Origin of the sequence: uncultured Fibrobacter sp. (genome assembly GCF_937877005.1) — a bacterium.
Taxonomy (GTDB): domain Bacteria; phylum Fibrobacterota; class Fibrobacteria; order Fibrobacterales; family Fibrobacteraceae; genus Fibrobacter.
In genome coordinates, this window is the sequence record NZ_CALEFV010000023.1 from 14,948 (window position 1) to 40,612 (window position 25,665).

The window sequence follows — 25,665 nt, forward strand, 5'->3', positions numbered from 1 at the left end:
TAAGAAATGCAGGGAAAATGAGTCTCTTCAATGAGTTTTTTTTTGAAGAGTGGTTGCCGGTCCTGTTTTTTATTATATATTTAGGATGTATAGATTATAAGGAGAATTTAATGAAACACTTTGTAAAGGCTTCCTTGATGGCGGCGATGCTTGCTGCCCCCCTTATGGCTGACGAACAGTTCGGCGGTATTGGCGTGACGATTTACCAGCTCCGTAACGGAGTCAAGGTTGCTGAAGTGATTCCGGGAACCCCTGCTGCAGAAACCAAGTTGCAGGCTGGTGACGTGATTATCGCTGTCGATGGAGCGAGCCTCAAGGGACTTGATATCGAAGCCTCCAAGGAAATGCTCCGTGGTCAGGTGAACAAGCCGCTCGAACTCACGTTCGTGAGTGGCGCTGATACCTTGACCGCGACTCTTCGTCGTGCCCAGATTACCGTGAAGGATTTGGAAAGTGAAAAGGTCGAAGCCTGGTATGGCGACAAGACTGAATTCAATGCTCAGGAACTCGAAACCTATGCAAGTGCGACCGAAGGCAACAAGCAACTGGTGGCCGTCCTCAAGCACGGATCCCTCCTTCCGTCAGGTGAATCGGTAAATGCACAGAACCTGAACGGTGTCTATGTGGACCGCGCAAGCGAGTTTGGCCCTAAGGCAAGCAAGAGCGTGAACAAGGTTGCCTCTTCGAAGCTTAAGGGCTTTAGCCGCAAGGCCATCGCCTTCAATCTTTCCAGTGCCGGTACGGCTGTGGTGACCGTAATGGACAATGACGGTGCTGTGGTGGCATCCCTCCGCCTTGACAATGCGCAGCCCGGTTTCAACAAGATTAACTGGAATGGCGAAAACATTCCGAGCGGACGCTACATGGTGACCATCGAACACAATGGTTCCGTTTCGGGCAAGAACGCCGTGCTCAAGTAAGACTGTCATGAATGTGTGAAAAATCCTGCCGCTCAAGCTGGCAGGATTTTTTTTAAAGGTAATGTTTCACCCTGTTTTCGGGATCGAGATTTTCCTTGGGTGGCTTCGGAACGTAAATCTTGATGGCATACACATAGTGGTCTGTCTCGGCCAGTATGTCGCCTTCCTGCATGTCTTCGTTGACTTCGATTTCCAGTTCCACGCCATCGCGGGCAATCCGCCTGATAGAATGTTCCTTCAGTTCGTGCTTTTCAAAAAGAACATCAATGACTTTCTTGTAGGTCCCGTGGTGGGTGGTCCCGATAATCCTGTCGCAAAACATTATACTACATCCATGGAGTCGACTTGGTTGACAATTTCAGTGACGGTTGCAATATAGTTATTTACGCTTTCCTCAAAAAGAGCCTGGTTTCGACTGCTGGCAGGAACTTGGAGAGACGGAAATTGGTCAAATATTTGCTTGTGGCTTTCGGGATAGGTGTGGTTCAGCAGATAATAGACCCCATACATGATTGGAAGCAGGGATGCATTTGCGCGAATGAAAAAGCCTAGCGGGTTCCGTTCCTGCTTAAGGTACATGTAGGCTTCGCGTAGGTGAATAAGCATGCCGCGAAGTTCACGTTCGCATTCGAGACGTAGACATTCAACATTCGGCTTGTATCCTGGCAAGGGCCTTGCCCCGGCTAGGCTAACGCTCCTGTTGGCAATATGCAAAAATTCAAGCGGAAACACGTCTTCGGAGGTCTGGATTTCCTTGAGTGTAAAGAAATAGCGAAATTCGATGTTCTCCTTGGCCGTTTCATGCAGTAGCGGTTGCAGGGCCTTCAGGCTGCTAGTCGTGTTTTCGCGAAGGATGAAACTGACTGTCCATGGTCTTTCAAGAGCATTGAAACCCTCGACTAGGCAGTCACCGTGGATAAAAGCCGAAATGAGGTTGTCGCCCAGTGCCTGTTGGAGCATTCCGGGCCATTTTGATTTTTGAAGTTCTAGGATGCTTAGGATTTTCTTCATAACTTACCTCGGAATCCTCCGCCGAAACTATTGCCGAATCCTCCACCGAAACCGCTCCTGGAATTGCCGAAGCTGCCGGCGAAACCGGTTTCGGGTTCTTCTTTCTTGCGTTTCCTGATGGCTCCGCCGAACAGGAACCAGAAACAGCCGTTTCCGCGCCCGCCGCTGAATTTTGCCATCAGCAAGAAGAATACGACGAACATGATAAATAGAATCATCAGCGAAGAGACTTTGTTCTGCTGCAATTCGTAACGAGTCTTGTCGATGTCGAGCTTGATTCCTTTGCTCTTGACACCCGCTTCTGCCAGTGCATAGGCTAGGGCGAGAATTCCCTGGCTGTAGTTGTATTCACGGAAAGCCGGCAGCAATGTGTGCTGCTGTAGTTTGGCCAAGACCTTTTCGGAATATACATCTTGCAATTGAGGAGCGACGATGATATCCTTCCAGTGCTGTTTCTGGGCGACAAAGATCATGAGTCCGTTGTTGTCGATGTCCCAATGCTCTGCAGTCGCTCGTGCGTAGGACTTGTTGTCTGTTCTGCCGATGTCGTTAGCCAGAACGCAGGCTAGGCTGATGCCCGTCTTTTTTTTCAGTTCCAAAGCGAGATCGTCAAAAAGCTGAATCTCGCTTGCATTCATTAGGTGGTTGTCGTCATAGACTGCACTTTCGGTCGGTTTTTCGGGAATGGGCCGTTCTTCGACGGCTGCGGCGAATCCGCAGAGGAGAAAAATCGAAACGGTAATGAATTGACGAATATGCATTGCCTAGAAAATACAAAGATTTCAAGACAAAAGGAAAATATGAACTTTATTTTTCAAAGATAGAGGGCCTAGTGGTTGCAGAACGGCCTAAGTTGCTGCTGCAACGGCGTAAAGTCTATTTTGTCGATCGCCTGTATGGTGGCATCGGTCGGTGTCTTGCCGTTTTCCTTAACTGTTGTGATGAAGGAAATGCCCTTGCCCTTGAGCATGTAGTCAAAAGTGTATGAATACCGAGTCGTGTTGGCGTTTATCTTGAGCTGTTTCACTTCGTTTAGTGCCATCTTGAATTCGAGTGAGGGCAGATCCGGATTTTCTTCGATAAAAATTGACTTCTTTGCGAGCTTCTTTTCTAGTGCGTTGCAGATATTGGCGACTTCGGAGCATTGGATGCGGATTCTGCACTTTGCCTGACTTACGCTGTAGGGAATCTCGAATGCTTTTCGCAAACCGACAGTTTCAAGCCACTGTCCTGGAAGGTTGGGCTCTATGGTGATAACATAGGGGGCATTTTCGATGTTGACGTTCCTGAGCTTGAATGTTGCCGAGCCGTCTGAGGATGTTCGTCGTTCTAGGAGTATGTGCCCCTTTTGCTTTGCTACGAGAGGAAAGTTGGCTACGGGGCCATGTCTGTCATAGACGGTGACAATCCAGGGGGGCATTTCGGGATTGCTGAGTGTAAAGGGCTCTGCCGGTCCCTCGATGCGAATCTGTGACAGCTCGTTTTGCAACCTGGATTCGTAGTCCGGAATATTGTGCTCGAGGAGGTAGGATTTGTCAATAGGATAGATTTGTCCCAGTTGATCAGACATTTTTCCATAAGATTGGATGATTTCCTTGCCGCGCTCGATTTCCTTGATGGCGCTTGCGTATTGTCTGTTGTCGAGCGCTTGTGCGATTGTTGTCTGTAGGTCCGCTAGTTCCTTCTTCTGGGCTTGTAACTTGAATTGAATGTCGGCCGTAAACACATCTAGATCGAGGGTGGCGGTCGCTTTGAAACCTTTGTCGACCTTGATTGGGGTAATTGTTGCGCCCTTGATTTTTATGAAAGCTTTGACCTGGTCTTGAATGAGGAACTTTTCCGAAATGGTAGATTGGCCATTCGCGGTCGTTTCCTGTCGTGAAAGTTGCTGATTGACGTTGACTTGCGAGGAAATCTGCTTCGCGATGCCAGCCATGGCCATGTTGTTGGCGTCTTCTTGGGATTCGTTCGATACGGCGGTGTAAGTAATCACCTTTCCTGCGAAAACGGGAAAGACTGCTACAAGACACAGCAATATCGCGAGTTTTTTCATGTTACAGAATTTCCATGACAATCAGTTTTTTGGTAATGTTCTGCTTTTTGGTTTCTGCCACGGAACGGATAGTTTCGCGGATAGTTCTGTAAACATCGTTGACATCTTCGTAGTCGGTGGCTGAAGCGTAGACGACAATGTCTAGGGTCTTGGCAGTCATGGAGTTGACCTTGACTTTTGAAAATTTGGCTTTAAGGCTTTGAGTAATACGGTCCTCGAGGTCTTCCAGTTGAGTAGATTCGTAAGATCCGGTGATTTTCATGATGACCTTATACTGTGTTCCATACTTGAGGTCTTCGTTCCAGTAGGTGGCAATCTGCTTTTCGATAGAGGGCATAGCCTTTTTGGCTGCTGTTTTGAAGTTCGCCTGCTGGTCGACTAATTCGGTGCGACCATGGCTGTCTACGGAACTGCTTTGTGAACCGAGTAGTCTCGCCGTCGTGGCTTCGTAGGCTTTGAGCTCGACAGTGACGAAACCTTTGGCGTCCATAGAGCCGGAATACTTGATGAAAATATCCGCGTTTAGGGCGAGGCTCGCTAGGTAGGCGAGGTCTTCGTCATTTCCGGCGATGTCGTTTTGCAGTTGGATGATGTGTTCGAGTTCTGTACTGCCTTCAAGGGACTTGACTTCGTAATTTTTCTTGGCGAGGTAGTCGTTAAGTCCGTCCATGGCGGCTTTGGAGAGCGGATCGGAAGAAACCTGCTGTAATCCCGAAATACCCTTCGCATTTGTGGTGGGGAGAACCATGATGACGGGTTTTGCCGGAACTTGAACAGCCTTTGCCGTAGCGATGTCATCGTGATTTGTTTGTGAATTTCGAGCGTTTTGGTCGATTTCTCGATAGGCGTCGTTGGCTCTGTTGCGAGTTTCGTCAATAGAGGAAGATTGCCTGTTTCCAGAACAGGCACATATAATAGAGAACAAAAGAAATGCGAGTACGCATTTTGAAATTTTCATATACGAAAAAAATATTTAAAGTGATTACAAAAGTCAATAAAAAAGACAAATTTTTTTTTCAATTGTATACTCTATTAGAAAATACTCTATATATTTAAAACGAGGATACGGAGAATGAAGTGAGAGGTTCCTATGGCAGAAAAATGGATTTGGTTTCCGGATTTTGTATCGGATTTGTCGCTTTGGGAAGATGACCTTGTCAGCGTTTCGCCCGCTGCGAACCATTCCTTTGTTCCCTATGCGGAAATGGCTTCCTGTCTAGACAACTTGTATAAAATAAATGGTCTTTCAAAGGCAACCCATGTGGTCGGTTGGGGCCTTGGTGCGTTTGCGCTGCTCCATGCGGCATCTCACCATCCCCAGGGGCAGAAATGGATCCTGCTTGCTCCGTTTGCCGATTTCGGTTCCGAAGAAAGTAACTGGACTTCCCAAAACCTGCACTTTATGGCGAAACAGGCCCATACATCCCTGTCGGTCGTTCTAAATGCTTTCGAAGAGTTGGTTCAGGAAGAATTCGGCGATTGGCAAGAAGATTGGATGGCTGCTGCGGCCAAGATGCCGCCCGATGCAATCGGCGCCGGCTTGAATTTTCTGGCGGATAACCGTATCGAGTCTGAAATTCCTATAGATCCGTCCGACATACAGGTGCTTTACGGGCGCCTGGATCAGGCCGTCCCCCCTGCGATGACTTTGGAACTGAAGGAATTCTTGCCGGGAGTGGAATTTAGGGAACGGCCCAAGGCCGGTCATTGGCCGCCCATGTTGCTCTTCTAGTGGCGCTGCCTTAGGCTTATCAGCGCGAAAAGCAGGTAGATGGCGAAAAAGACGAGCAGGGCGTTTTCGACGGCATCCCCTATGTGACTATAGAGCGTGTCCCTCGTCTTGAGGGGCATTTTTCTTTGGATGACGCGGTCCGTGAAAATTTCTGTATTCCCGTCAAAGTGGCCATATTGGTCTATATAGGCCGATATGCCACTGTTAGCGAGTCGTGCGACGGGCATGCCGTTTTCAATGGCGCGGTATCGGATGAGGTTCAGGTGCTGATAGGGGGCTGTACTCCTGCCGAACCATCCGTCATTCGTGATGTTCACCATCATGCGCGATCCTTCGCGGATTGCTTCGCGAACCAGGTCGCCAAAGATGGCGTCGTAGCAAATATAGGGAGTCCAGTTGAAGGGGGGGTATACGGGGGTTTCCTTGCCGGTCACGAAATCGCCTTCTCCGAGATCAACGTAATTGAGAATCGGGAAGAGGTCGTCGAAAGGAATGCGCTCGCTGAAAGGAACAAGGTGCTTCTTGATGTAGCGTTGGGGAAAACGGTCGTCTTGGGGGGTGAACAGGAAGGAGGCGTTGTAGATGTCGAACTTGCGGATGCTGCCGCGCTCGTTTCTCTTGTAGTCCAATGCGCCGACGAGAATGCTTGCGTTTTTGTGATCCGCAGTCCGGTGCAGCCTTTCGATGACTCTCGGCTGTCTGCGGATATGATCGGGAATGGCTGTTTCGGCAAGAACGATGAGGTCCGTTTTGGAAGCGACACTGTCGTTAATCATTCCGAGAGTTTTGTTCACGATGCCGTTGAAGCGCTCCTTGCTCCACTTGGCCCCCTGCTGTATACTTGGCTGCACGAGGGCGATGGTCGGATTGTCCTTGCTGTTGGCTCCGTTGAACGGAGCGGCTTCGGGCCTAGACAGAACGATGCAACCTTGGATGAGTAGCAAAACAAAAATGGCTGCGGGAATGGCCAGGACGGGAACCGCCTTCCTGATAGTCTGGAACTTGCAGAAGGCGTGCGCTACGGCTTGGTTCGAACCAATCACTAGTGCGGTGTATCCGAAAATTCCGATAAAGGGGAGCATCTGCAGAAGTTCAAGGTGATTGCCGAATACGTAGCCTAGGTGACTCCACGGAAAGGCGAAATCACCCTTGGTGCGAGTCATTTCAAGACCTGCGTAGAATAGGGGGTACAACGGGAGTAGAATACGGTACCCCTTGAATGTGGCGGAACGGGCGAGCGTGTAAATAAATCCGGCGAGCGTGTTATAGGCACTGAAGAACGCGATCAGTAGGAATAAACCGAACAGGATGAGTCCGGATGGAGCTGTTTCCACATGCATCACATTATAGATCCAGTAGTAGTTGATCGCATTGTAAAGCATGCCCGACCAGAAGGTTGCGAACATGGCCTGACCGCGGGAGTACCTGTTTAAGACGATGAACCAGGGCACGAGCAGAAGGAGCGCTGCGGGGCCAAGTGGCATGGGCGGGTAGGCGAATGCGTAAAGTCCCCAGGCAAAGGAAGATAGCAGGAGCGCGATTCTCGAATCGGAACTTTTGATGTGCCTATAGTTCCAGCGGCAAAAGAGGACGATCCAGTAAAAGCTTACGGGACAGGCGGTCACGACGATTTGAGCGAGTCCCGCATGGCCGGCGCCGTTATAGTCAGCTAGGCTGTAGTCTAAGGCGAGAAAGACGAATGCGGTGCCTGCAAGCGTATAGATCCAACGCCGGATATTGTGGCGGATGGGCTTGAATAAAAGGAATAGGGCTGCAATGGGGAGGGCCAGATACTGCAGAATATGCGTGTAGAGTCCCGGCAAGTCGGGACGGAGTGCGAGTGCGATGATTTCGACAACGAGAAGGGCGGCTAGATAAATCCAGAATATCTTCGGAAGTGCACTAAATTTCAACTTGACTCGCTCAATCATGTTTTCGACCGTTATTCGTCGTATCCCGTGGTATTATAGTCCGCTCTTGTCCTGAGGGTTAAAAATGAGCACGAATTCTCCCTTGGGCGGGTGAGCCTTGAAGTGATCCGTGATTTCGGCAGGTGTCCCGATCAGGTGCTCTTCGAACTTCTTGGTGAGTTCGCGCATCAGGGCAATCTTGATTTCTCCGAAAACCTGTCCGATTTCTTCGACAAACTTGTCGATATTGTGTGGGCTCGCGTAGAAAATTTGCGTTGCCTCTTCCTCCTTGAGTTTTTCGAGTAGGTGGATTCGCTGGGCGCTCTTCTTGGGGGAGAAATATTGGAAACTGAAATGGTCGGTGGGCATGCCGCTGCTGACGAGTGCCGTAATCATGGCGCAGGCGCCAGGGATGGCCCTCACGTCGATGCCTTCGCGTACACACTCTCTTACCAAATTGAAGGCGGGGTCGGCAACTCCCGGTGTCCCCGCGTCGCTCACGAGAGCAATATCGCCTTCGTTCTTCAGGAAATCGACGTATTTGGGCGTGACCTTTTCCTTGTTGAAATCGTGATACGCTTCCATGGGTGTGTCTATGCCATAGTTGTCGAACAGTACGCGCGTATGGCGCGTATCTTCGGCAAGCACCAGGGGCACTTCCTTGAGAATTCTCACCGCACGGTAGGTGATGTCTTCCATGTTCCCGATCGGAGTTGCGACAATATAGAGTGTGTGCATAACTTGAAAGAAAGATAGTAAATCGTAGGGGAGAACCGGCTAGAAGTCCTGAGCGAAGTTTAGGTCGGCAGTGCGGTTGAGGCGAGTCTCGAAACGGAGGCGCTCGATGAGTTTGCGGTGCATTTCTTCGGAAGCGCTGTTCACGAGGTCGGCGCGCAACTTTCCGTACCAGAAGGCATTGACATGTTCATGCTCTTCTAGCGATGCCTTGAAGGTGAGGGTGCCGTTGCAAAAAATGCGGACCTCCATGCTGTATGTCCAGGATTCTTCGACGGGCATGGCGGGCCAGAAGGGTATGAATGCGGCGCCCACATTCCATGAGCTAGGCGAGGAATCCGGTGCAGCGGAGGCTGCGATATGGGCAACGCCGCGGCAATTCTCCATGGGGTAGCTGGCCGTATCGATGGCAAGTGAGTAGGCCCTCTGCAAGTTTGTGTCCAGGTAAAGGGTTTCGCCTCCGTAGCTGAGCGTTATGGGCTCGAAAAAGGGAATCGTCTTTGGAAATTCCTCAAGAGTGTATTTAGTGAGGCTCATGGAACAACCGGCTAAAAATAAGCCGAGCATGCCGATGAACAGGGCTGATTTGGACACGTGTAATCTCATCGCTTGAAAAGTAGATAAAAAAATTGTTAGATTGAGGGCGATGGAACGGAAAGCCTACTTTATTTCGGATGCGCACCTCGGGGTAAATCCTCCCGGGGCTATTCCCGACCGCGAAAGCGCCCTGGTTCACTTTATGGAAACGATTAAGGGGACCGCTTCGCACTTGGTTATCGTAGGGGATCTTTTTGAATTTTGGTACGAATACAACGATTACATCAATCGCAATCATTTCGATTTGTTCTTTGCGATGCGAGAACTCGTAAAATCCGGATGCAAGGTTTATCTACTGCAAGGCAATCATGATTTCGCTTACGGGGATTTCTTTCCGGAGACACTCGGAGTCAATGTCTGCAAGAAACTTGTCATAGACATTCAAGGCAAGAGGATCTTCTTTCAGCATGGAGATGGGGTGGCGAAGTCGGATTTTGGTTACCGGATCATGCGCCGTATCCTTGATTTTCCGCTGAACCGGTTCATTTTCCGTCAGATTCATCCGGACTGGGGAATGGCGCTTGCCCGTTTTGTGGGGCGCAACAGTCGAAAGGTGGGCGAATCCCGGGTTATTAAGATTGACGAATATCTGAACTGGGCACGCCGCATGATGCAGAAGAATAAGTGTGACTATTGTGTTCTGGGACATCACCATATAGCGGGTATCTGGAATACCGATTGCGGTACGGTTGCTTCGCCTGGAGATTGGATAAAAAAACTCACCTACATCCAGATGGATGAAGGTGAGTTTGAAATTAAGAATTTTGAATAGGGCTAATCACCGTTTGCGGCGTTTTCTGCACGGGTCTCCGTGGACTTCATCATCTTCTTGCTGGCGTTTTCACCCCAGATCCAGGCGACTACATCCGTGTTGGAGAATCGGTCCCAGTATTCATCAACCCAGCACCAGTGATAGGTGTTGCCCTTGTTGTCGGTAATAGTCCAGTTCTTGTGAACCGAGAACGTCATCTTGATCGGCTGGGGCTTGCTATAGCTATCGTAACCGGAATTAGCGGTCTGTGGGGGGTCGATGGTGATAGTCCATGCATTGCCTTCGGTCCTTTTATAAATACCCACGTTCATGGCAATCAGGGCGATGAGGACGATGATTGCGAACTTGAAATTCTTCTTGCTTAGAAGAAATATCAAGAGGAGCAACAATAGGACTGCCACTGCGCCGAAATTGTAATGGGTGGTGTAGAATATTTTTAGGACTTCGATCATGTTATCCTCTTTTTGTTACTTCTTGGCGTTCTTTTCAGAGGCTTTCTGCTCTGCAACTAAAGAAGCGACATTGAATGTGACTGTTTTGCCCTCGACCTTGCATTCGGTACGGAAGCTCTTCTTGGGAAGGGCGAGCCCATGGGATGAGAATGTTCCCATGAACGAGGCGTTAGCGTGGCTTGCGATGGTGCGCACGTTAATGAAGCCCTTGTCCTTGCTGAAGGTGAGCTTGAAAATCTTCTTGGTGCGATCGTAGTCGGCAACCATGGTCCTGTTAACCTGGGTGTTGATGGCGTCGCGAGTGTTACGGTCGAAAATGATGGTTCCTCGGGAGTCGATGGAAAGCATCGTCTTGTTGGCAACGGCGTTGCGGCAGGCGATTGGCTGCCAGGAGCCTTTCTTCTTGGAGCCATTCTTGCTTGTGAATATGTACTTGTTCCCTTCTTTTTCAAGCGTGTAGGCGCCCGTGACGATCTTTTCGCCGATGGCGTTCAGCGCTCCCTTGAAATACAGGAACTTGGACTTAATGGAGTTTATACCAACGATAAAACGGAACGACGTGGCCTTGGCTTCCTTGATTGGTGTGATGGCGATGCGCTTGCCGACGGGGTCAACCTCAATATCTGCGTAGGGACCAATTTCGGTGATGACTCCTTTCTTGGAGGAATCCTGTTTTGCCATTTTGTCAAGCTTCATTGTTTTGATAGCTTGTTCAGGAAACCGCAGAAAACCGCGAATATCCATTTTGACGATGATACTATCCATTAAACACCTCTTTTGTTTATTTGTGGTTTTCTTGGTAAACTAATAAAAATTTTATACAAAAGCAAGTATTTTAAGAAAAAAAACACAATGCCCCAAAGCGGTTCGGCGACTGTTATTTCGAACGGATTAATTGATTTTTAACAACATCTCAATCGCGCTCCGAAGGCTCTCGCCGTTGCGATTGATCGTCTTTGCGTTCTTGATTTTTTGCGTTTGTTCGCGTGTGCGAGTCTCAAAAATTTTCCGGTCGTAAATTATTCCAATGTGTTCTACATCACTTTTTAATTTGCTCGTATCGAATAAAATGTTTGTTCGAATTAAAAATTTTGGATAAAGCAGTCTGTATTTTTCGGCGATGGCGTCTGCGATGTTGAAAATGGGGTCTATAAAGACGAGTTGCTGTCCTTTTTTCCACTGTTCCGCGGCAAGAATTGCGCCCGTTCCTCGACCAGCTAGAATCTGCGGGAACATCCCGTTGATCTGGGCTGCGCATTCCGCAATTTGAATAGCGTCGCTTTCGAAGTTTTTAGCCGAAGGCGTGCCCTTGTTATTGGCGCTACCTCGGTAATTGAATGTGACTAACGTCACGTTGGGGATGGTCCCGGTCTGGGCGAGGAATTGTGCCGCGTCTTCGTCGGCTTCTGGGTAGTAGAGCAGGAGGGGGGCGTTCCCGTTTCCGAGGCTGAAACCTTCAAGCACGGTGCCGTCGTCTAAGGTACAGGAGAGAACTTTTGCGGTTTGCTTAATGGCTTCGTTTGCTTCTTTGTGGAAGATTGCCCGCGGAAAAGCGTTCCTGCGCTCGGTTAGGGCAAGGTAGAAAACCATGCTGATGTAAATGACGAGTAGGATGCCCAGGATGCGTAGGGCCTTGAACAGTGCCTTTTTAAGAGTGGTCTTGATAGAGGTAAAATTCATGATTCGAAAATCTAGAAAAAAAGGACCTTCACCTTGTTCAAGGTGAAGGTCCAAAGGATGGGATTGGGTGTTCCTTGAATATATCTAAAAAAATGGGGAAGCGTATTAGTTTTTTTTTCAAAAGTGTTCTCAAATTGTTCTTTTTATAAAAATTAACGCAATCGTGCATGTAAAGTTTGAAAAAGGGTGTTCCCAAAAAAAATGAAAAAAATTATATTTAAAGTGATGAATGTATACGCTTACTATAACTACAGGAAATACCTGCAGGACTATTACGACTACCGTAAGTCCGTGCAACGCTATTTCTCCTACCGGTCCTTTGCCAAGAAGGCGGGGTATTCCTCGTCCGGCTTCTATCTGGATCTTGTCCGCGGTCGCAAGTCGCTGACTCCTCAGATGTTGCCCAAGTTTATAGCTGCCCTTGGCCTGAATGAAAAGGAAGGTCGCTATTTTACCTTGATGGTGGATTTTACTCATGCCACCACTCCCGCCTCTAAACAGGCCGTATTCGAACAGATGTCAGCGCTTCTCCCTAGCGCTATAAAGTCATTGACCAAGAGCCAGCAGGAATATTATAGTAAGTGGTATTATGTGGCTGTCCGCGAAGCTCTTTCCGTCTTGAACGTCGGCCCGAAGAACATTCAGGAATTGGCTCTGTTCCTGAATCCGCGTATTACGCTTCCGCAGGCAAAGCAGGCTATTCAGCTCTTGTTGTCATTGCAGCTGATTGAACTGGACGAAAAGGGATTCTACCGGTCCGTGAACAAGGCCATCTTCAGCGGATCCGAAATTGCGCCGCTGTTTGTCCATCAGTTCCAGAAACAGATGATTGATCTCGGCAAGGATGCCTTGGACCACTATAGTACCGAACGCAGAAATGTATCTTGTATGACAATGAGTGTTTCTGCCGAAGGTCTAGAACGGATTATCAGTAAGATCGATCTTTTCCGTAAGGAAGTCGTTGACATTATCCGTTCCGACGAAGGCGAAACGATGGTGTGTCAGATGAATATTCAGTTTTTCCCGTTAAGCAAGGAAAAGGTGGACTTGCCGCCTGAGTCCGAGGAGGAAAAATGAGGATGAACCTGAAGTTGATTTTCCTGTGGCTTGTGTCTGCTCTTGCCATGGTCGCTTGCAGTGATAGTTCCGAAGATGTTGCCGGTACCGTAACGGATACCGGAAACACGATTGCGCAGAGTGAATACCAGGTGTCGGGCGTTGTTTCCCGCGTAGATGGTTCTCCTGCGAAGGCGGCCTTGGTGCGCATGGCCCGCACGACCATAGATGATACAGTATTGCATGTTCCCGAACGGGTCGAAGTCCTGACAGATTCCGAGGGGGTGTTCTCCTTTGATTCCGCATTGGCCGATACATTCCAGCTCGCTGTAATCGACACTTCGGCGATTGAAGTTTTCTTCTTGCCTCGCACGACTTTGCGGTCGGGCATGACCGATTCCATCAAGCTTGCCAAGGCCGCTGTCGTGAAGAGCGTGCTTTATTTCGAAGATGTCGAGGACTCCGCCATTTCTGTGGGCGGTCACTTTATGACCTGCATTTCAGGTACGCCGTTCTGCAATGATGTCTTTGCGGCCGATACCTTTGCGATGATTGTCCCGGCGGGTAGCGATTGGCTGCTTGAAATTTTCCCGGGCGATTCCATGACGGTTTCCCGCATGAGGGCGTTGGGCTTCCCGGATAGCTTGATTTACCGTAGTCTCGAACTTGGCAAGATCAAGTCGGGCGATACGGTGAGCCCGGGACCTGTCGTATGGAGTACCACGACCCGTGTCGATACCCTTATAGAAGAGGCTAAAAATGTTGCCCGTCTTATGGGGACGGTTCTGTGCAAGAATGGAAATCCCTGCGCCGATGTCGAGGTGATGACAATTAGGGATATTTACGGTTTTGAATTCGTGGAAGGCGATTCTCTTGAATTTACGGCGCAGACCAAGACCGATAGTTCGGGCCGCTGGTGGTTGCCGATTCCCGATTCTTTGCCGGGCGATTCCTTTAGAATCGAGTTCCGCAAGATGCAGGACGATATCGTGACACAGGTGGGTGTGTCCCGCTACTTGACTAAGAAGGAGATTGATGGTCTGAAGGATACCCTGAAGGTGAAGGAGGTGACTCTTACAAAGCCCTCTGCGCTTGAAAGTGGGGTGAGCCTTGTGATTGACCGTGAAGATTCGACCCAGTCCAGCAACTGTATGGTGAATAGTGTGGTTGTGGGTATTAAGGGAACTTCGCATTTTGTGCGGGACGCGACCTGTAATCCAATCCTGCTGACTGATCTTCCTGTAGGAAATCAGAAAATCGTTCTCTATTCCGGTATTCCGAAGGTGGTGGATGCCCTGCGGAAATCGGACAAGCCGATGTCCTATTATGTGACACTGACTGCAGTTTCACTTCCGGAAGGGAGCATTCAGCGGCAACAGTGGATGACCTACACGCCTCCTAATCAAAATATTTTCAAATAACCCCTTGCCGAAGACGAATTCTTTTGCTACCTTTGCGTTCGCATTGAGCTATGGTGTAATGGTAGCACAACAGATTCTGACTCTGTTTGTCTAGGTTCGAATCCTGGTAGCTCAACGAAGACTCTTTGTTCATACCCCTGAGCAGAGAGTTTTTTTTATGAGTAACCGGAATTTGCTACGGCCTACTTCCTGCTATATTTGTCATCATGGAATTCTTTGACTACTACCAGAACCTGTTTGGAGACCGTTGGCCCGCTTTGCTTGAATCCCTGAAGGGGGAGGGGTGTGCGGTGGAACTCCGTTTTGGTGAAAATCTTGAGCCATATTATCTGGACGAGGCTTCAGTGTTTGCTGCGCGCGCGCTCAGGGTTGAACCTGGCGACGATGTCCTGGATATGTGTGCTGCTCCTGGTGGTAAGACTCTGATTATGGCGTCGATGCTGAAGGGAACGGGTAGTCTGCAAAGTAATGATCGTTCTCCAGACCGTCGCCTGCGTCTGTCCCATGTCATCGAAAATTGCTTGCCGCCGGAATGGCGTGCCAACATCCAGGTGTCGGGGTACGATGGTGTAAAGTTTGGCCTTCATAGGAAGGAATGTTACGACAAGGTCTTGCTCGATGCTCCGTGTTCGTCGGATCGTCACGTATTAAATTCTCCTTCGCATCTGGACATGTGGTCGTCTAAGCGGGTGAAGCGTCTTTCGGTGGAACAGGGGGCTCTTCTCGCATCGGCGGTGGATGCGCTGAAGCCGGGTGGATTGGTCGTTTATGGGACCTGTGCCCTTTCGCCAATGGAAAATGACGATGTCGTGCGGAAAATTCTGAAAAAGCGCCCGGCGATGCGGATGGTAGAAATACCGGACCTGTTGCCTGGAGCGGAACGGACTGAGTTTGGCGTTCACACACTGCCGGATCGTTCCGAAGGTCGTGGCCCCATTTATTGCGCTAAGTTACTAAAAAGCAAAAATTAGCGAAAAAGGAGTCCCTGCGGGCTCTTTTTTATTTATCTTTTGGATATGTTTAGACATGTTCTCATATCGTCAATAATGCTGTTGACGGCTATTTTTTCGTATGCGCAGGATGGTTCGGATTCTGTTCTGCAGTCGTCTTCGGAAAATCAGCTGTCTTCATCGGAAATATCGTCTTCTTCTGTCTCTCCCGTGGTGGTTTCGTCATCGAGTGCTCCCCTGAGTCGCGAGGTACCGGTGCGCTACTGGGTAAATGGCGATTCCATGGAGCTGGAAGCGATTTTTGTTAAGATCGAGAACGATACGGTTTATCTCAAGAAACCAAGCGAGGAAGAACAGAAACAGATCGAGCAGATTGCCGATGAACAGGCCGTGGCGCTGCAGGAGAGCAATGGTCAGCTGGTGGAGCCGGTCGAAGAGGATGAAAACGAGGATGTCGAAATACGGAAGGATACCGCAGAAATCATCATGACGGATGCTGTTAGGGATTCCATGGCTGCCCAGTCGGGGACGGAGAATCAGGCCGAAGCGGCTCCTGTCGACGATGGTGCCGATGATGACTTGGAAACAGCGCTTGCCAAGGAAGAAACTCGCCTGAAAAACGAGGAAATCGAAAAGCTGGAGCGGGAGTTCCGCGAACGTGAAATTCAGGACAGTATCGCCGCAGCGAAAAAGAATCCCTATATTAAGATATTCCGTTTTGAATTGAAGCGTCTGTTTAATATGGAAGATCAGGTCATGATAGACCTGTCCCTTTCCAATTATGTTGTACCGGTTATTCGCGAAGCGGAAGAGACTATAGAACTGTATCCTCCGGGAAAAGCGAATCTCTTGGTCTTGTCCGAACCGGAAGCCTGTTCCCTGTTCGTAAATGGCATCCCGTTGAAGCAGGTTGCGCCCGATACGATTAGGAATATTCGCCCGGGCAAATACACGATTTCGGTGATGAAGGTCTTGAAGGACGTGGAATGGTGGGGGTCTGCCGTGGTGCGCATCAATGCGGATAGCTTAAACCGGGTGACGATACCGGTGCTTCGGCCCTCTACAAGGCTAACGCTCAATTCGAATCCCGAAGCGGCGGAAGTTTATTTGGATAGAGAACCCTCTCTCAACAGCATGCCCGATTACATGACGGATGTCATTGTTGACGAGGTTAAGCCTCAGGTGTCCGCTGTGGTTCATTTCCGTAAAGTGGGGTATAGGGATACTTCCGTTACGATGGAAATCAAGCCTTTTATGCCGAACCTGGTTTATGTTGATATGACACCCGTGCTGGATGATCTCGAATTTATCGAAGAGCAGAACGCCTTTAACAAGGAGCGTAGCCAGCGCCGTATCGGTCGTGGGCTCCTGTGGGGTTCTATCGTTCCCCTGATTGCGGGGGGCGTTCTATGGTATTTGGCGGAACGGGATTGGAGCGATGCCGCCGACAAGAAAAATGCCTATGAAAAACTTGCTGCATTCGATAGTGATGATACGCGGCAAATGGTCAAGGACAATCATGATCTAAATGATAGGGGTGATACTAAGTGCGGCATTGCAATCGGACTTGGCGCTCTTGGATTAGGTCTCCTGACTGCCGGCATCATTCTTGCGTTCTAGTCTGCATTGACAGGGGCTGCAATGGGTCTATCCCTGAAAAAATGGTGTCTGCTTTGTTTGTGCGCCATTACCTTGGCGAGTGCACATCCGCATGTCTTTGTGGACGCATCCATAGTAGTTTTTTTTGATGAAACGGGTTTTGCGGGGGTGCGGAACCAGTGGGTCTATGACGAACTTTACAGCGTCGCCATGATGTCTACTGGGGATGCCGATGGCGATGGAAATATTTCGCAAAAAGAAAATGAGTGGTTCTGCAAGGCTATTCTCGGACCGTTACGTGAATCCAATTATTACAATTATGTACAAATGGGCTCGGATTTTTTAAGAGTTCGCGATATCAGAAATTTCAAGGCGACCTTTAGGAATAACAGACTCGTTTTGAACTTTGAAGCGGTGTTTTCGGGGCCGGCGACATCGGATTATACGATGCTTGTCATGACAGTTGCTGATCCAACGAATTATATTCAAATTACGACGGATATGGAAAAGGCGGATGTTTCTGGCCCGGAATCGCTGGAAATAGAATTTTTTAATGACGCCTTGCAGGGGTTAACGCTTTTCAAGGCGTTTAGATCCGATATAGAGGGGCTTTATTTAAGGTACAAGAAAAAATGAGCAGTCATCTTTTTTTGAAATATTCCTATTATTGGGAATATGAGGATGAAGCTACTCGCTATATTAATTTTGAGCTGCTTCCAAGTGGTTCTTTCTCAGACTGCCCCTGCAACTGATTCTGTTTCCCAGGCTTCTTCTACGATTTCCGAAGAAAAAAAAAGGGGACTGCTGGATGCCCTTTACCCAGTTTCACCTGATGAGGCCATTGCTAAGGGACGTATTCTGGGGGGAGCGACGCTTTCGCTAATTCAGGGAAATACGGATGATGATGTCCTTAATGTCCTGATAGGAGATGTCTATGAGGGAGAAGGCTACATGTTTACAGCCGAACTCTTCGGTGGATATTTTATAAGGAATGCAATGGCGGTCGGTACTCATGTGGGGTATTCGCGCACCTGGTTTGACATAGATTTCTCGATTCTTGAGGACATTGCTGATATTCAGCAACACCGGAAGTATGTAAACAACGGCTTTTTTGTGCAACCATTCTTGAAGAACTATCTTAAAATTTTTGATTCACGCAATATCTATTTCTTTAACGAAACTTCGGTTTCGGTTGAATATTCTTATGGCATATCGCAGGTCGATGACGGCGAGGATATGGATAAGACGCGAAGTACGGGATGGACCATTAAGGCGGGTATCAATCCAGGTGTTTGCATTATGGTGCTGAACCGCTTTGCCTTTGAAACGTCCGTTGGTCTGTTGGGACTTAGTTCCAATGTCGTGGAAGTGGAAGAGAACGGTGAAAGGCATAGCAGGGTTGTCTACAATATCGTGAATTTTACTATAAACCTGTTGGCTCTGGATTTTTCTCTGGTGTATTTTTTCTAGGAGCGGGGACATATGTTTAAATTCGGGATGGTTCTTGTTTTCCTAGTAATCCTGCAGGCGTGTTCCGATGAAAAATCTTCGGCTGTAGCTCCCAGGCAAGACGTCCTTTCGCTGTTTGATGGGGCGGAAAAGGCCGATATTGACTACGATAAGCGGACTATTATCTTGAACAAGTGGGTTGATAGCCTCAAGCTAGAAGACTTGGATGTTCTTGAAGGGAAAAAAGTTTATTTGGCGTTGGATGATGACCCAATTGATCCGGAAATTGACTGGAATTCTCCGGTAAAATCGGGCTCTGCCGTTGCTATTGGTGAATCGGGGGCGAATCTTGTTGTACTGGATGGATCTAGCCGTATTGTGGCCGTTTGGAAGATTGAAAATCCGTCTAGGAAGAGTAGCGAGGCTCAGTCAAGCTCCTCCAAGGCGAAATCCTCGAGCAGTGCTGCTGTGTCTTCCAGTAGCAAGGAAAAATTGAGTTCGAGCGCCGTAGTGTCTTCGGATAGTGTTACATCAAGCTCTAGTATCGGAGTTTCTTCGAGTAGTGAAGAATCTAGCTCTAGCCAGGAAGAACCTCAGTTGCCGGGAGCCGATTTCTCGCTCCGAAATAAATTTTGGGCAACGACGAGCGATGCGATGGCAACGGAGAAAACGGCCTCAATGATAAAAATTTCCTCGGAAGCGAATCTTGTGGAAGATGGTGAATGCATTACCATAATGACTCGTGAGGTGGCGGGATCCCTGCTTGTTGACGGTAGCTGGAAAATGGCGGGGGGCTACTATTTTACAGGGGATTATGAAGGAATGACAGCCCTTGATATTTATGAGCAGGGATACGCGAGTGGAACCCCTTCGACGGATGAATCCGACATTACGAAAGATATGAAATTTGGACAGCCTTTTACGGCGCGTCCCATCGCTTTTGAGCTGACTTATGCTTACAACCATGTCGAAGGAAATTCCAAGGATTACCCGCAGAGAGGCCTTGCTTATGTGATGCTAGTGAGCAAGGAACATAAGGTGGTCGCTATAGGGGCCATTCTAGATAGTGCGAGTGTTGCCATGACAACCAGGACCGTAACGCTGGAATATGGAAGGGACCCCTTTGGGATTTTGAGTGGGGATTATCCCGTTGCCGATGATTTGGTCCTGGGAACGGGTGGGGAAGATGTTGCCGAAATTATAGTGATGTTTGCGTCTTCGGCATATGCGCATATTGTTGCCGGAGGTGTTCTGGGCTCTTCTGATAAATACCGTGGCGGGGAAGGATCGTCTCTCACGCTGGACCAGCTTAAATTGATTTACTAGGAGAAAGAAAATGAAAATGATGAAAAGGAATCTTTCCCTAGCGAGGCTCCTGGCCATATTAGTCGTAAGCCTTGTCGGCTGTACCGCCGATTATGATACATTTGATGAATCGGATTACAGGACCCTGTCCGAAATCATATTTGAAGAACAGGATGGGGGATGTGCAATTTATGCGTCGGAACATGTAATCAAGGTCTCTCTGCCTGCATCGGAGGGCTCGGAATGGGATTCCGTGACGATTGGGAGTCTCGACATGAGCTCGTTAGCGACATTACATTTGGTTGATGGAAAGTTCAAGGAATTTCCTTCGGACTCCGCGACTCTTGATTCGCTTGCGAAGAAGGTGTCCTATGTCAAGTCGAGCTTGGGCGAAGGAGACAAAATCCGCATTCCACAGAGCCGCGTCGTTTATCTGATGGTCGTTTCCGAAAGCGGCAAGACTTCTATTTGGCAGGTCCAATTCGATATTCAGGATAAACCGAAGTCTTCCAGTAGCGCAAAGAAAACGGAGGAATCCTCTTCGTCTACAAGAGGTTCGACCGATAAGTCTTCGTCATCAAAAGGCTCTTCTGCAGAGAATGGATCTTCGACTAATTCGTCGTCTAGGGATGATGTTTCCGATTCGGGAGATTCTCCTAAACTGCTAGAAATAGTCGTTGGCGAGGGCGAAGTGGCAGGAATGATTGACGAAGAATCCGCAACGGTATTTTTCGATATGGATTACAGAAAGGACCTGGATTTGCGAAGCCTTGGCGTAAAGTCGATAAGGCTAAGCGAGGGGGCTTCCGCCGATATTGCCGTAGGTGAAGCATACGATTTCTCGAGACCCAGGGATGTTCGCGTGATCGTAGATGGAAAAGAGCGTGTTTACAAGATGCAGGCGGGGTACCAGTACCCTGGAAGTGATTTCAATTCCTGGATCGAGGATGATTTTGGGAATAAGAACGATGTTGATGGCTGGGACAATGGTAATAACGATGCTATTTCGGCGACAAAGACTCTGACTGTCAATGAAGATGAGCAGGTTGTTAAAATGGAGTCGAAAAATGCGACGATTCTAAGCTTCGGTCGTTTTGCGAGCGGTAACATGTTGGTGGCTTATTTTAATCCTAAGTCGGTGGGTACGCTAAAATTGACGGGGTATGACGACGGAAACGAACTCATTGATTTCGGCCGTCCGTTTTATGGCCGGCCAAAGTATGTGGAATTTGACGTGAAGTACGAGGGCAAGGGTGATTCCTGTGATTTGTATGTCATTCTTGAAAATCGCAGCCGAACGACTTACGAGGGCCGGAATCAGTATAGAACGTCGAATGACAAAAATACGCTAGTTGCAAGTGCCTGGTACCGAGCGACGACGGTCGATAGCGAAGATGACCCCGATGTCGTATCCATTGTGGACGCGGGTCGCGAAGGTTTCAAGACCATTCGCCTGGCATTCAAGTATGGTATCCCGGACGAGGCTTCGCCAATCTACAATTCGAGTCTCTTTACGACAGGGCTCAAGAATACGGCGGGAATTGACAACCATGTCGAAAAGACGGACTCGCCGGATGATTTTGACGTGACGCATATCCGTGTGGTCATGGCGTCCAGTGCGCAGGGGAATCTCTATTTGGGAACGGTGGGGGCGACCCTCTGGGCCGACGAAATGCGCCTTATTTATGAACCGTTCTGAAGTGTTTTGTGAATCTTTTCTATCTTTAGCGTATAGTTAAGGAGAATCGTTCAATGAAGAAAATATTGACCGTGCTGGTGTTGGGCTGTAGTTTTGCAATGGCAGAAATAGCCGATCCGACTCTATATACTTCTGGAGCGAGTGAACCGGAGACCCCTGTTGTCAACATCAATCATGTCGAAAATGACGAACCTCTTTTTGCTGTGTCGGTTCACCCGGTTTCAATGTTAATCCTTTCTCTTTTCGATATTCCGTCAATCTATTTGACTATTGAAGGAAATTTGGGGAGTAACATGTCCGTGATTACTCGCCCGAATATTATCTGGAAAGATTTTTCGAGTAGCGATCAAGAATTGGATATATTCATTTTTGGCATCTCGGAGGGCTTGCGGTTTTACTTTGCCGATGGCCATCGCGGCTTGTTCGTTGCAGCTCATTTTATTTACCAGCGTGCCGGACTGGATTACGAGTATAAAAATAATGCGTCAAAGGACGTATCCTCTCATGCGAATGGTTTCGGCGGTGGACTGTATTTGGGACACAAGATCCGCTCGGGCCACTTTACCTCGTCGTTTGATGTCGGTCTCAATTACATAAAGTACTCCGCTTCAAAGGACGAAAAGGACGATATAGAGGATGTTGCTACTGTGGGTGTTGGTTGGGATTTCAATTACACGATAGGCTTTGCCTTCTAGTGTAACTTTTTCTATTTTATAAAAAAAACGGAGCATTTATGCCTGCAATTCACCTTACTGCAGAAAATTTTGACAAAGTGATCTCTTCGGGGCAGCTGGTCTTTGTAGACTTCTGGGCTACCTGGTGCCGTCCTTGCATGATGATGGGCCCCATTATTGACGAACTCGCCGATGAATATGATGGCCGTGCCATCATTGCGAAGATCGACGTGGACGCCGAGGGCGTGGGAGACATTTGCGGACGTTTCGGTATCACGAACATTCCCAACATGAAGCTGTTCAAGAATGGCGTTGAAGTCGGTAATGTCGTTGGGGCTGTGCCCAAGGCGACCGTCAAGGCAGTTATCGACCGTAACCTGTAATTTCATGCTGACTAAACGTTTGATAGTGTGTCTTGATGTCCGTGACCGCAAGGTTACGAAAGGTGTCAAGTTTAAGGGTAATGTCGACATTGGCGATCCCGTAGAAATGGGTGCGCGGTATAGCGATGACGGTGTCGATGAACTTGTTTTTTATGATATTACGGCAAGTGCCGAGAATCGGCCTTGCGATATGGAAATGATCCGTCAGATTGCGAAACGCGTTTTTATCCCGTTCGCAGTCGGTGGTGGAATCCGCAACTTGGATGACATGCACCAGGCTCTCCTTGCGGGAGCGGAAAAGGTGAGCGTGAACAGTCTTGCTGTGCTGCATCCGGACATTATTGCTGAAGGCGCCAAAGCCTTTGGACGCCAATGTATCGTGCTTGGTATGGATGCGAAGTTTGTGGGAGTGTCTGAAAAGTTCCCAAGCGGTTACGAGGTGTATATCCGTGGCGGTCGTACGCCTATGGGACTCGACGCTGTGCAATGGGCGCGCCGTGCCGAAGAACTTGGCGTAGGAGAAATATGCTTGAACGCCATCGATACGGATGGAGTTCGAAATGGTTATGAACTGAACATTACGGATCAGGTTTCGCGTGCGGTACAGGTCCCGGTTATCGCTAGTGGTGGTGCGGGGACTCCGGACCACATTGTGGATTTGTTCGCAAAGACATCTGCCGATGCCGCCCTGGTTGCATCAATGGTCCACTTTGGCGACTACACGGTGCCGGGCATCAAGGATGCCATGCGGCGTGCGGGTGTGCCGGTTCGCAACAAGTAGATTCGCGGCCAAAACTTTGGCTGCTAGAGAGGTTGTATGAATCCGTCTGTTGCTGTCAAGATTTTTGAAGCGGGCCGCAGTGCCGGCGCGGATTTTGTCGAGATTTATGAGGAAGAGACTCGTAGTTCGTCACTTGGGCTTAAGTCGAGTCTGATAGAGACTGCAACGGCGGGGACTGAGTATGGAATCGGAATTCGACTGATATACGGGACAGAGGTCCTTTACGGTTTTACCAGCGACGAAAGTGAAGACTCCCTTGTCAAGCTAGTGCAGACTCTTGCCTTTGGACGTATTGCAGGAAAATCCTCTAGGCCGATAGAATTTGCTCCGCAAAAAAGAATTTCCGATTACAACGAAGCGGCTTTCAAGGACCCTCGCTTGCTGGGGCAAGCGGTTAAGCAGGATTTTTTGTTTCGTGCCGACAAGACTGCCCGTGCGGTTTCGAATAAGGTCGTACAGGTCGGAGCGTCAGTTACGGATTCCTGTTCAACGATAAGCCTCATGAATAGCGAGGGGTTGAACCTGACGATGAACCGTGCGCGTTTACGGGTAAATGTGACGGTAACGGTTTCAGATGGAACGGAACGCTTGACGACTCACGAAGCTCCCGGCGCCTTGGGCGGTTATGAACTGCTTGCGAATTATTCTCCCGAAGAATTGGCGACTACGGCGACGGAGCGCGTGCTGCGCATGCTTGATGCGGGGTACATCGCTGGCGGTCAGATGCCTGTCGTGATGGGTAACGGCTTTGGCGGAGTGATTTTCCACGAGGCCTGTGGGCATCCGCTCGAGACGGAGGCTGTACGCCGCAAGGCGAGCCCGTTCTGCGGAAAGATCGGTGAAGCGATTGGTCAATCCTGTTTAACGGCCATTGATGATGGAACCATGGATGGTGTGTGGGGTAGTCTTAAGTTTGATGACGAAGGGACACCTACGCAGCGTACGACGCTGATAGAAAACGGCGTATTGAAGACCTATATGAGTGACCGTGTGGGGGCTGTCGAAGTGGGGGTTGCCCGCACGGGTTCGGCTCGTCGCGAAAGCTACAAATACGCGCCGGTGAGCCGCATGCGTAACACGTTTATCGCCCCCGGTAAAGATACGCTCGATTCCATGATCGCGAGTGTCGATAACGGGCTTTATGCCGCCCGCATGGCAGGCGGTTCCGTAAACCCCGCGACAGGCGAGTTCAACTTCGCCGTCGATGAAGGTTACGTTATCCGTAACGGTAAGATTTGCGAGCCGGTGCGCGGCGCGACCCTCATTGGCAAGGGGCACGAGATTATGCCCCGCATCAGCATGGTCGGCAGCGATTGGGAATTGGCGGCCGGTGTGTGTGGAGCGAGTTCTGGCCATGTTCCTGTGACCGTTGGTCAGCCGACAATTAAGGTCGATCAGATCCTGGTCGGCGGAAGGTAAAAAAATGACTGCATTCCCCCCAAGGGAATGCAGTCTTTGGTGTTTGGGGATGTTGGTTATCTATGGTAGATGTCTATAATTTAAATCTGAAAATGGGCTAGAGAAAGGGTTTGTGGAAACAAAGCGTTGTTCGGTTTTACAACGCTTTTTGTCTCAAAATGAGGCGAGATTGCGTTTTTTTTTGAAAAAACGCCATTTTCTTATTAAACATTGTTTTGGACCGGTGAGAATAGCGGGCTCTTTTTGGGGCAAATTGCCGAAAAATGCATTTTTTTCGTTTTTTGGGAAATTGGCACGGGTTTTGCATTTAGGAAGCGGAAAAAATAAAAAGAAGGTTCATTTATGTCCGATTTCAATAACGATGCAGAAAAGGTGTTGGCGAAGGCGCAGAGCCTGCGCGACCGTTGCTCGCATTCCTACCTGGGTGCGGCGCATTTGGCGGTGGGGCTTGTCGAAGGCCCTGATGCCACCCTGAAGAAACTCTACAAGTCGAAGGGCGCGAAGACGAATGAGCTCCGCGGCAAGCTGGAGCCGTTCGTGCAGAAGATCCCGCGCATGGAGGGCGTGAACCCCGACGTGGAACCCGATAACGACTTGAACCGCATTTTGCGTGCCTCGGTGCAGGCGGCGCGTCAGGTGAACCGTATGGTGACCCCGGGCGATATGCTCGTGGCCTTGATGAAATTCTCGGGCGACCGTGGCCTTGCGAAGGTGTTCGAAGATGCGCTGGGCAGCGTGGAAGTGGTGGAAACCTGGCTTTCGGATCCGTTTGCGGGTGCTGCCAATGCCGAGGAACAGTCTCCGCTGAAACTCTACGGACGTGAGCTTGTGGAAATGGCCGCTGACGGAAAGCTTTCGCCGGTGATTGGCCGTGAAGAGGAAATCCGCCGTGTCATCTTGATTCTGAGCCGTAAGACGAAAAACAACCCGTGCCTGGTCGGTGAACCCGGCGTGGGTAAGACCGCCATTGTGGAAGGCCTCGCCGAGCGAATCTATCGCGGCGACGTGCCTGACGCTTTGAAAGGCAAGAAGTTGTTTGCGTTGGATTTGTCGGCTTTAATGGCGGG

General features: G+C 49.2%; 26 protein-coding genes, 1 tRNA gene and 1 pseudogene. 17 read left to right on the forward strand and 11 right to left on the reverse strand.

Annotation, left to right across the window (positions count from 1 at the left end):
* Window positions 1-110: 110 nt before the first annotated feature.
* On the forward strand, window positions 111-920 hold the full coding sequence (locus tag Q0628_RS01260) for a PDZ domain-containing protein (protein ID WP_298767769.1): 810 nt from the start codon (window positions 111-113) through the stop codon (window positions 918-920).
* Between the two features lie 52 nt (window positions 921-972).
* Here Q0628_RS01260 and Q0628_RS01265 read toward each other — a convergent pair whose 3' ends face one another.
* The 5 genes from Q0628_RS01265 to Q0628_RS01285 all read right to left on the reverse strand — a co-directional run bounded on the left by Q0628_RS01265 (window position 973) and on the right by Q0628_RS01285 (window position 4,942).
* On the reverse strand, window positions 973-1,242 hold the full coding sequence (locus Q0628_RS01265; protein WP_298767770.1) for a hypothetical protein: 270 nt from the start codon (window positions 1,240-1,242) through the stop codon (window positions 973-975).
* Entirely contained in the window at window positions 1,242-1,931 is a 690-nt protein-coding gene (locus Q0628_RS01270; RefSeq protein ID WP_298767771.1) for a hypothetical protein, read from the reverse strand. The genes Q0628_RS01265 and Q0628_RS01270 overlap by 1 nt, the downstream gene beginning before the upstream one ends.
* Complete coding sequence (locus Q0628_RS01275; protein ID WP_298767772.1) at window positions 1,928-2,692, reverse strand: YgcG family protein; 765 nt, start codon at window positions 2,690-2,692, stop codon at window positions 1,928-1,930. The genes Q0628_RS01270 and Q0628_RS01275 overlap by 4 nt, the downstream gene beginning before the upstream one ends.
* 68 nt (window positions 2,693-2,760) lie before the next feature.
* The gene (locus Q0628_RS01280; protein WP_298767773.1) at window positions 2,761-3,984 is read right to left on the reverse strand and encodes a hypothetical protein; all 1,224 of its coding nucleotides are present in this window, start codon (window positions 3,982-3,984) and stop codon (window positions 2,761-2,763) included.
* Window position 3,985: 1 nt separating this feature from the next.
* A complete protein-coding gene (locus tag Q0628_RS01285) occupies window positions 3,986-4,942 on the reverse strand; it encodes a hypothetical protein (protein WP_298767774.1) in 957 nt (318 codons plus the stop codon).
* Window positions 4,943-5,074: 132 nt separating this feature from the next.
* On the opposite strand from Q0628_RS01285, the gene Q0628_RS01290 reads away from it, so the two are divergent.
* Complete coding sequence (locus Q0628_RS01290) at window positions 5,075-5,716, forward strand: alpha/beta fold hydrolase (protein ID WP_298767775.1); 642 nt, start codon at window positions 5,075-5,077, stop codon at window positions 5,714-5,716.
* On the opposite strand, the gene lnt is transcribed toward Q0628_RS01290, so the two are convergent.
* From lnt to Q0628_RS01305, 3 genes are read right to left on the reverse strand one after another with little or no spacing between them, the layout of a single operon-like run.
* Window positions 5,713-7,647 (reverse strand): apolipoprotein N-acyltransferase, encoded by a 1,935-nt coding sequence (gene lnt / locus Q0628_RS01295; protein ID WP_298767776.1) that lies wholly within the window; start codon window positions 7,645-7,647, stop codon window positions 5,713-5,715. The two genes, Q0628_RS01290 and lnt, sit on opposite strands and share 4 nt — an antisense overlap.
* 33 nt (window positions 7,648-7,680) lie before the next feature.
* Window positions 7,681-8,364, reverse strand: a complete 684-nt coding sequence (rsmI, locus tag Q0628_RS01300; protein WP_298767777.1) for a 16S rRNA (cytidine(1402)-2'-O)-methyltransferase — start codon at window positions 8,362-8,364, stop codon at window positions 7,681-7,683.
* A gap of 39 nt (window positions 8,365-8,403) precedes the next feature.
* A complete protein-coding gene (locus Q0628_RS01305) occupies window positions 8,404-8,967 on the reverse strand; it encodes a hypothetical protein (protein WP_298767778.1) in 564 nt (187 codons plus the stop codon).
* A 40-nt stretch (window positions 8,968-9,007) separates the two neighbouring features.
* Between Q0628_RS01305 and Q0628_RS01310 the strand changes: the two genes are divergently transcribed.
* Window positions 9,008-9,730 (forward strand): UDP-2,3-diacylglucosamine diphosphatase, encoded by a 723-nt coding sequence (locus Q0628_RS01310; protein ID WP_298767779.1) that lies wholly within the window; start codon window positions 9,008-9,010, stop codon window positions 9,728-9,730.
* A 2-nt stretch (window positions 9,731-9,732) separates the two neighbouring features.
* On the opposite strand, the gene Q0628_RS01315 is transcribed toward Q0628_RS01310, so the two are convergent.
* From Q0628_RS01315 to Q0628_RS01325, 3 genes are all read right to left on the reverse strand, one after another.
* Entirely contained in the window at window positions 9,733-10,182 is a 450-nt protein-coding gene (locus tag Q0628_RS01315) for a hypothetical protein (protein WP_298767780.1), read from the reverse strand.
* 15 nt (window positions 10,183-10,197) lie between these two features.
* Complete coding sequence (locus tag Q0628_RS01320; protein ID WP_298767781.1) at window positions 10,198-10,947, reverse strand: hypothetical protein; 750 nt, start codon at window positions 10,945-10,947, stop codon at window positions 10,198-10,200.
* Window positions 10,948-11,073: 126 nt separating this feature from the next.
* Entirely contained in the window at window positions 11,074-11,862 is a 789-nt protein-coding gene (locus tag Q0628_RS01325; RefSeq protein WP_298767782.1) for an alpha/beta hydrolase, read from the reverse strand.
* A gap of 225 nt (window positions 11,863-12,087) precedes the next feature.
* Here Q0628_RS01325 and Q0628_RS01330 point away from each other — a divergent pair, with 225 nt between their 5' ends.
* The 14 genes and pseudogenes from Q0628_RS01330 to Q0628_RS01395 all read left to right on the forward strand — a co-directional run.
* Entirely contained in the window at window positions 12,088-12,939 is an 852-nt protein-coding gene (locus Q0628_RS01330; RefSeq protein WP_298767783.1) for a TIGR02147 family protein, read from the forward strand.
* A gap of 2 nt (window positions 12,940-12,941) precedes the next feature.
* Window positions 12,942-14,339, forward strand: a complete 1,398-nt coding sequence (locus tag Q0628_RS01335; RefSeq protein ID WP_298767784.1) for a carboxypeptidase regulatory-like domain-containing protein — start codon at window positions 12,942-12,944, stop codon at window positions 14,337-14,339.
* A gap of 44 nt (window positions 14,340-14,383) precedes the next feature.
* Window positions 14,384-14,454: transfer RNA gene (locus Q0628_RS01340), tRNA-Gln, on the forward strand.
* Between the two features lie 91 nt (window positions 14,455-14,545).
* On the forward strand, window positions 14,546-15,310 hold the full coding sequence (locus Q0628_RS01345; protein ID WP_298767785.1) for an RNA methyltransferase: 765 nt from the start codon (window positions 14,546-14,548) through the stop codon (window positions 15,308-15,310).
* Between the two features lie 45 nt (window positions 15,311-15,355).
* Window positions 15,356-16,909: a hypothetical protein gene (locus Q0628_RS01350; protein ID WP_298767786.1), complete on the forward strand. Its 1,554-nt coding sequence runs from the start codon at window positions 15,356-15,358 to the stop codon at window positions 16,907-16,909.
* Window positions 16,910-16,930: 21 nt separating this feature from the next.
* Entirely contained in the window at window positions 16,931-17,524 is a 594-nt protein-coding gene (locus tag Q0628_RS01355) for a DUF1007 family protein (protein WP_298767787.1), read from the forward strand.
* Window positions 17,525-17,593: 69 nt separating this feature from the next.
* On the forward strand, window positions 17,594-18,358 hold the full coding sequence (locus Q0628_RS01360; protein WP_298767788.1) for a DUF3575 domain-containing protein: 765 nt from the start codon (window positions 17,594-17,596) through the stop codon (window positions 18,356-18,358).
* A gap of 12 nt (window positions 18,359-18,370) precedes the next feature.
* Entirely contained in the window at window positions 18,371-19,663 is a 1,293-nt protein-coding gene (locus Q0628_RS01365) for a PCMD domain-containing protein (RefSeq protein ID WP_298767789.1), read from the forward strand.
* Window positions 19,664-19,673: 10 nt separating this feature from the next.
* A complete protein-coding gene (locus Q0628_RS01370) occupies window positions 19,674-21,341 on the forward strand; it encodes a PCMD domain-containing protein (RefSeq protein ID WP_298767790.1) in 1,668 nt (555 codons plus the stop codon).
* A gap of 53 nt (window positions 21,342-21,394) precedes the next feature.
* Window positions 21,395-22,036 (forward strand): hypothetical protein, encoded by a 642-nt coding sequence (locus Q0628_RS01375; protein WP_298767791.1) that lies wholly within the window; start codon window positions 21,395-21,397, stop codon window positions 22,034-22,036.
* A gap of 38 nt (window positions 22,037-22,074) precedes the next feature.
* Complete coding sequence (gene trxA / locus Q0628_RS01380; RefSeq protein WP_298767792.1) at window positions 22,075-22,398, forward strand: thioredoxin; 324 nt, start codon at window positions 22,075-22,077, stop codon at window positions 22,396-22,398.
* A 4-nt stretch (window positions 22,399-22,402) separates the two neighbouring features.
* Window positions 22,403-23,179 carry an imidazole glycerol phosphate synthase subunit HisF gene (hisF, locus tag Q0628_RS01385; protein WP_298767793.1) on the forward strand — a complete coding sequence of 259 codons (777 nt, stop codon included), beginning with the start codon at window positions 22,403-22,405 and terminating at the stop codon, window positions 23,177-23,179.
* A 36-nt stretch (window positions 23,180-23,215) separates the two neighbouring features.
* The gene (locus Q0628_RS01390) at window positions 23,216-24,598 is read left to right on the forward strand and encodes a TldD/PmbA family protein (protein WP_298767794.1); all 1,383 of its coding nucleotides are present in this window, start codon (window positions 23,216-23,218) and stop codon (window positions 24,596-24,598) included.
* A 342-nt stretch (window positions 24,599-24,940) separates the two neighbouring features.
* Window positions 24,941-25,665: pseudogene (locus tag Q0628_RS01395) on the forward strand (type VI secretion system ATPase TssH); the annotation flags it as partial.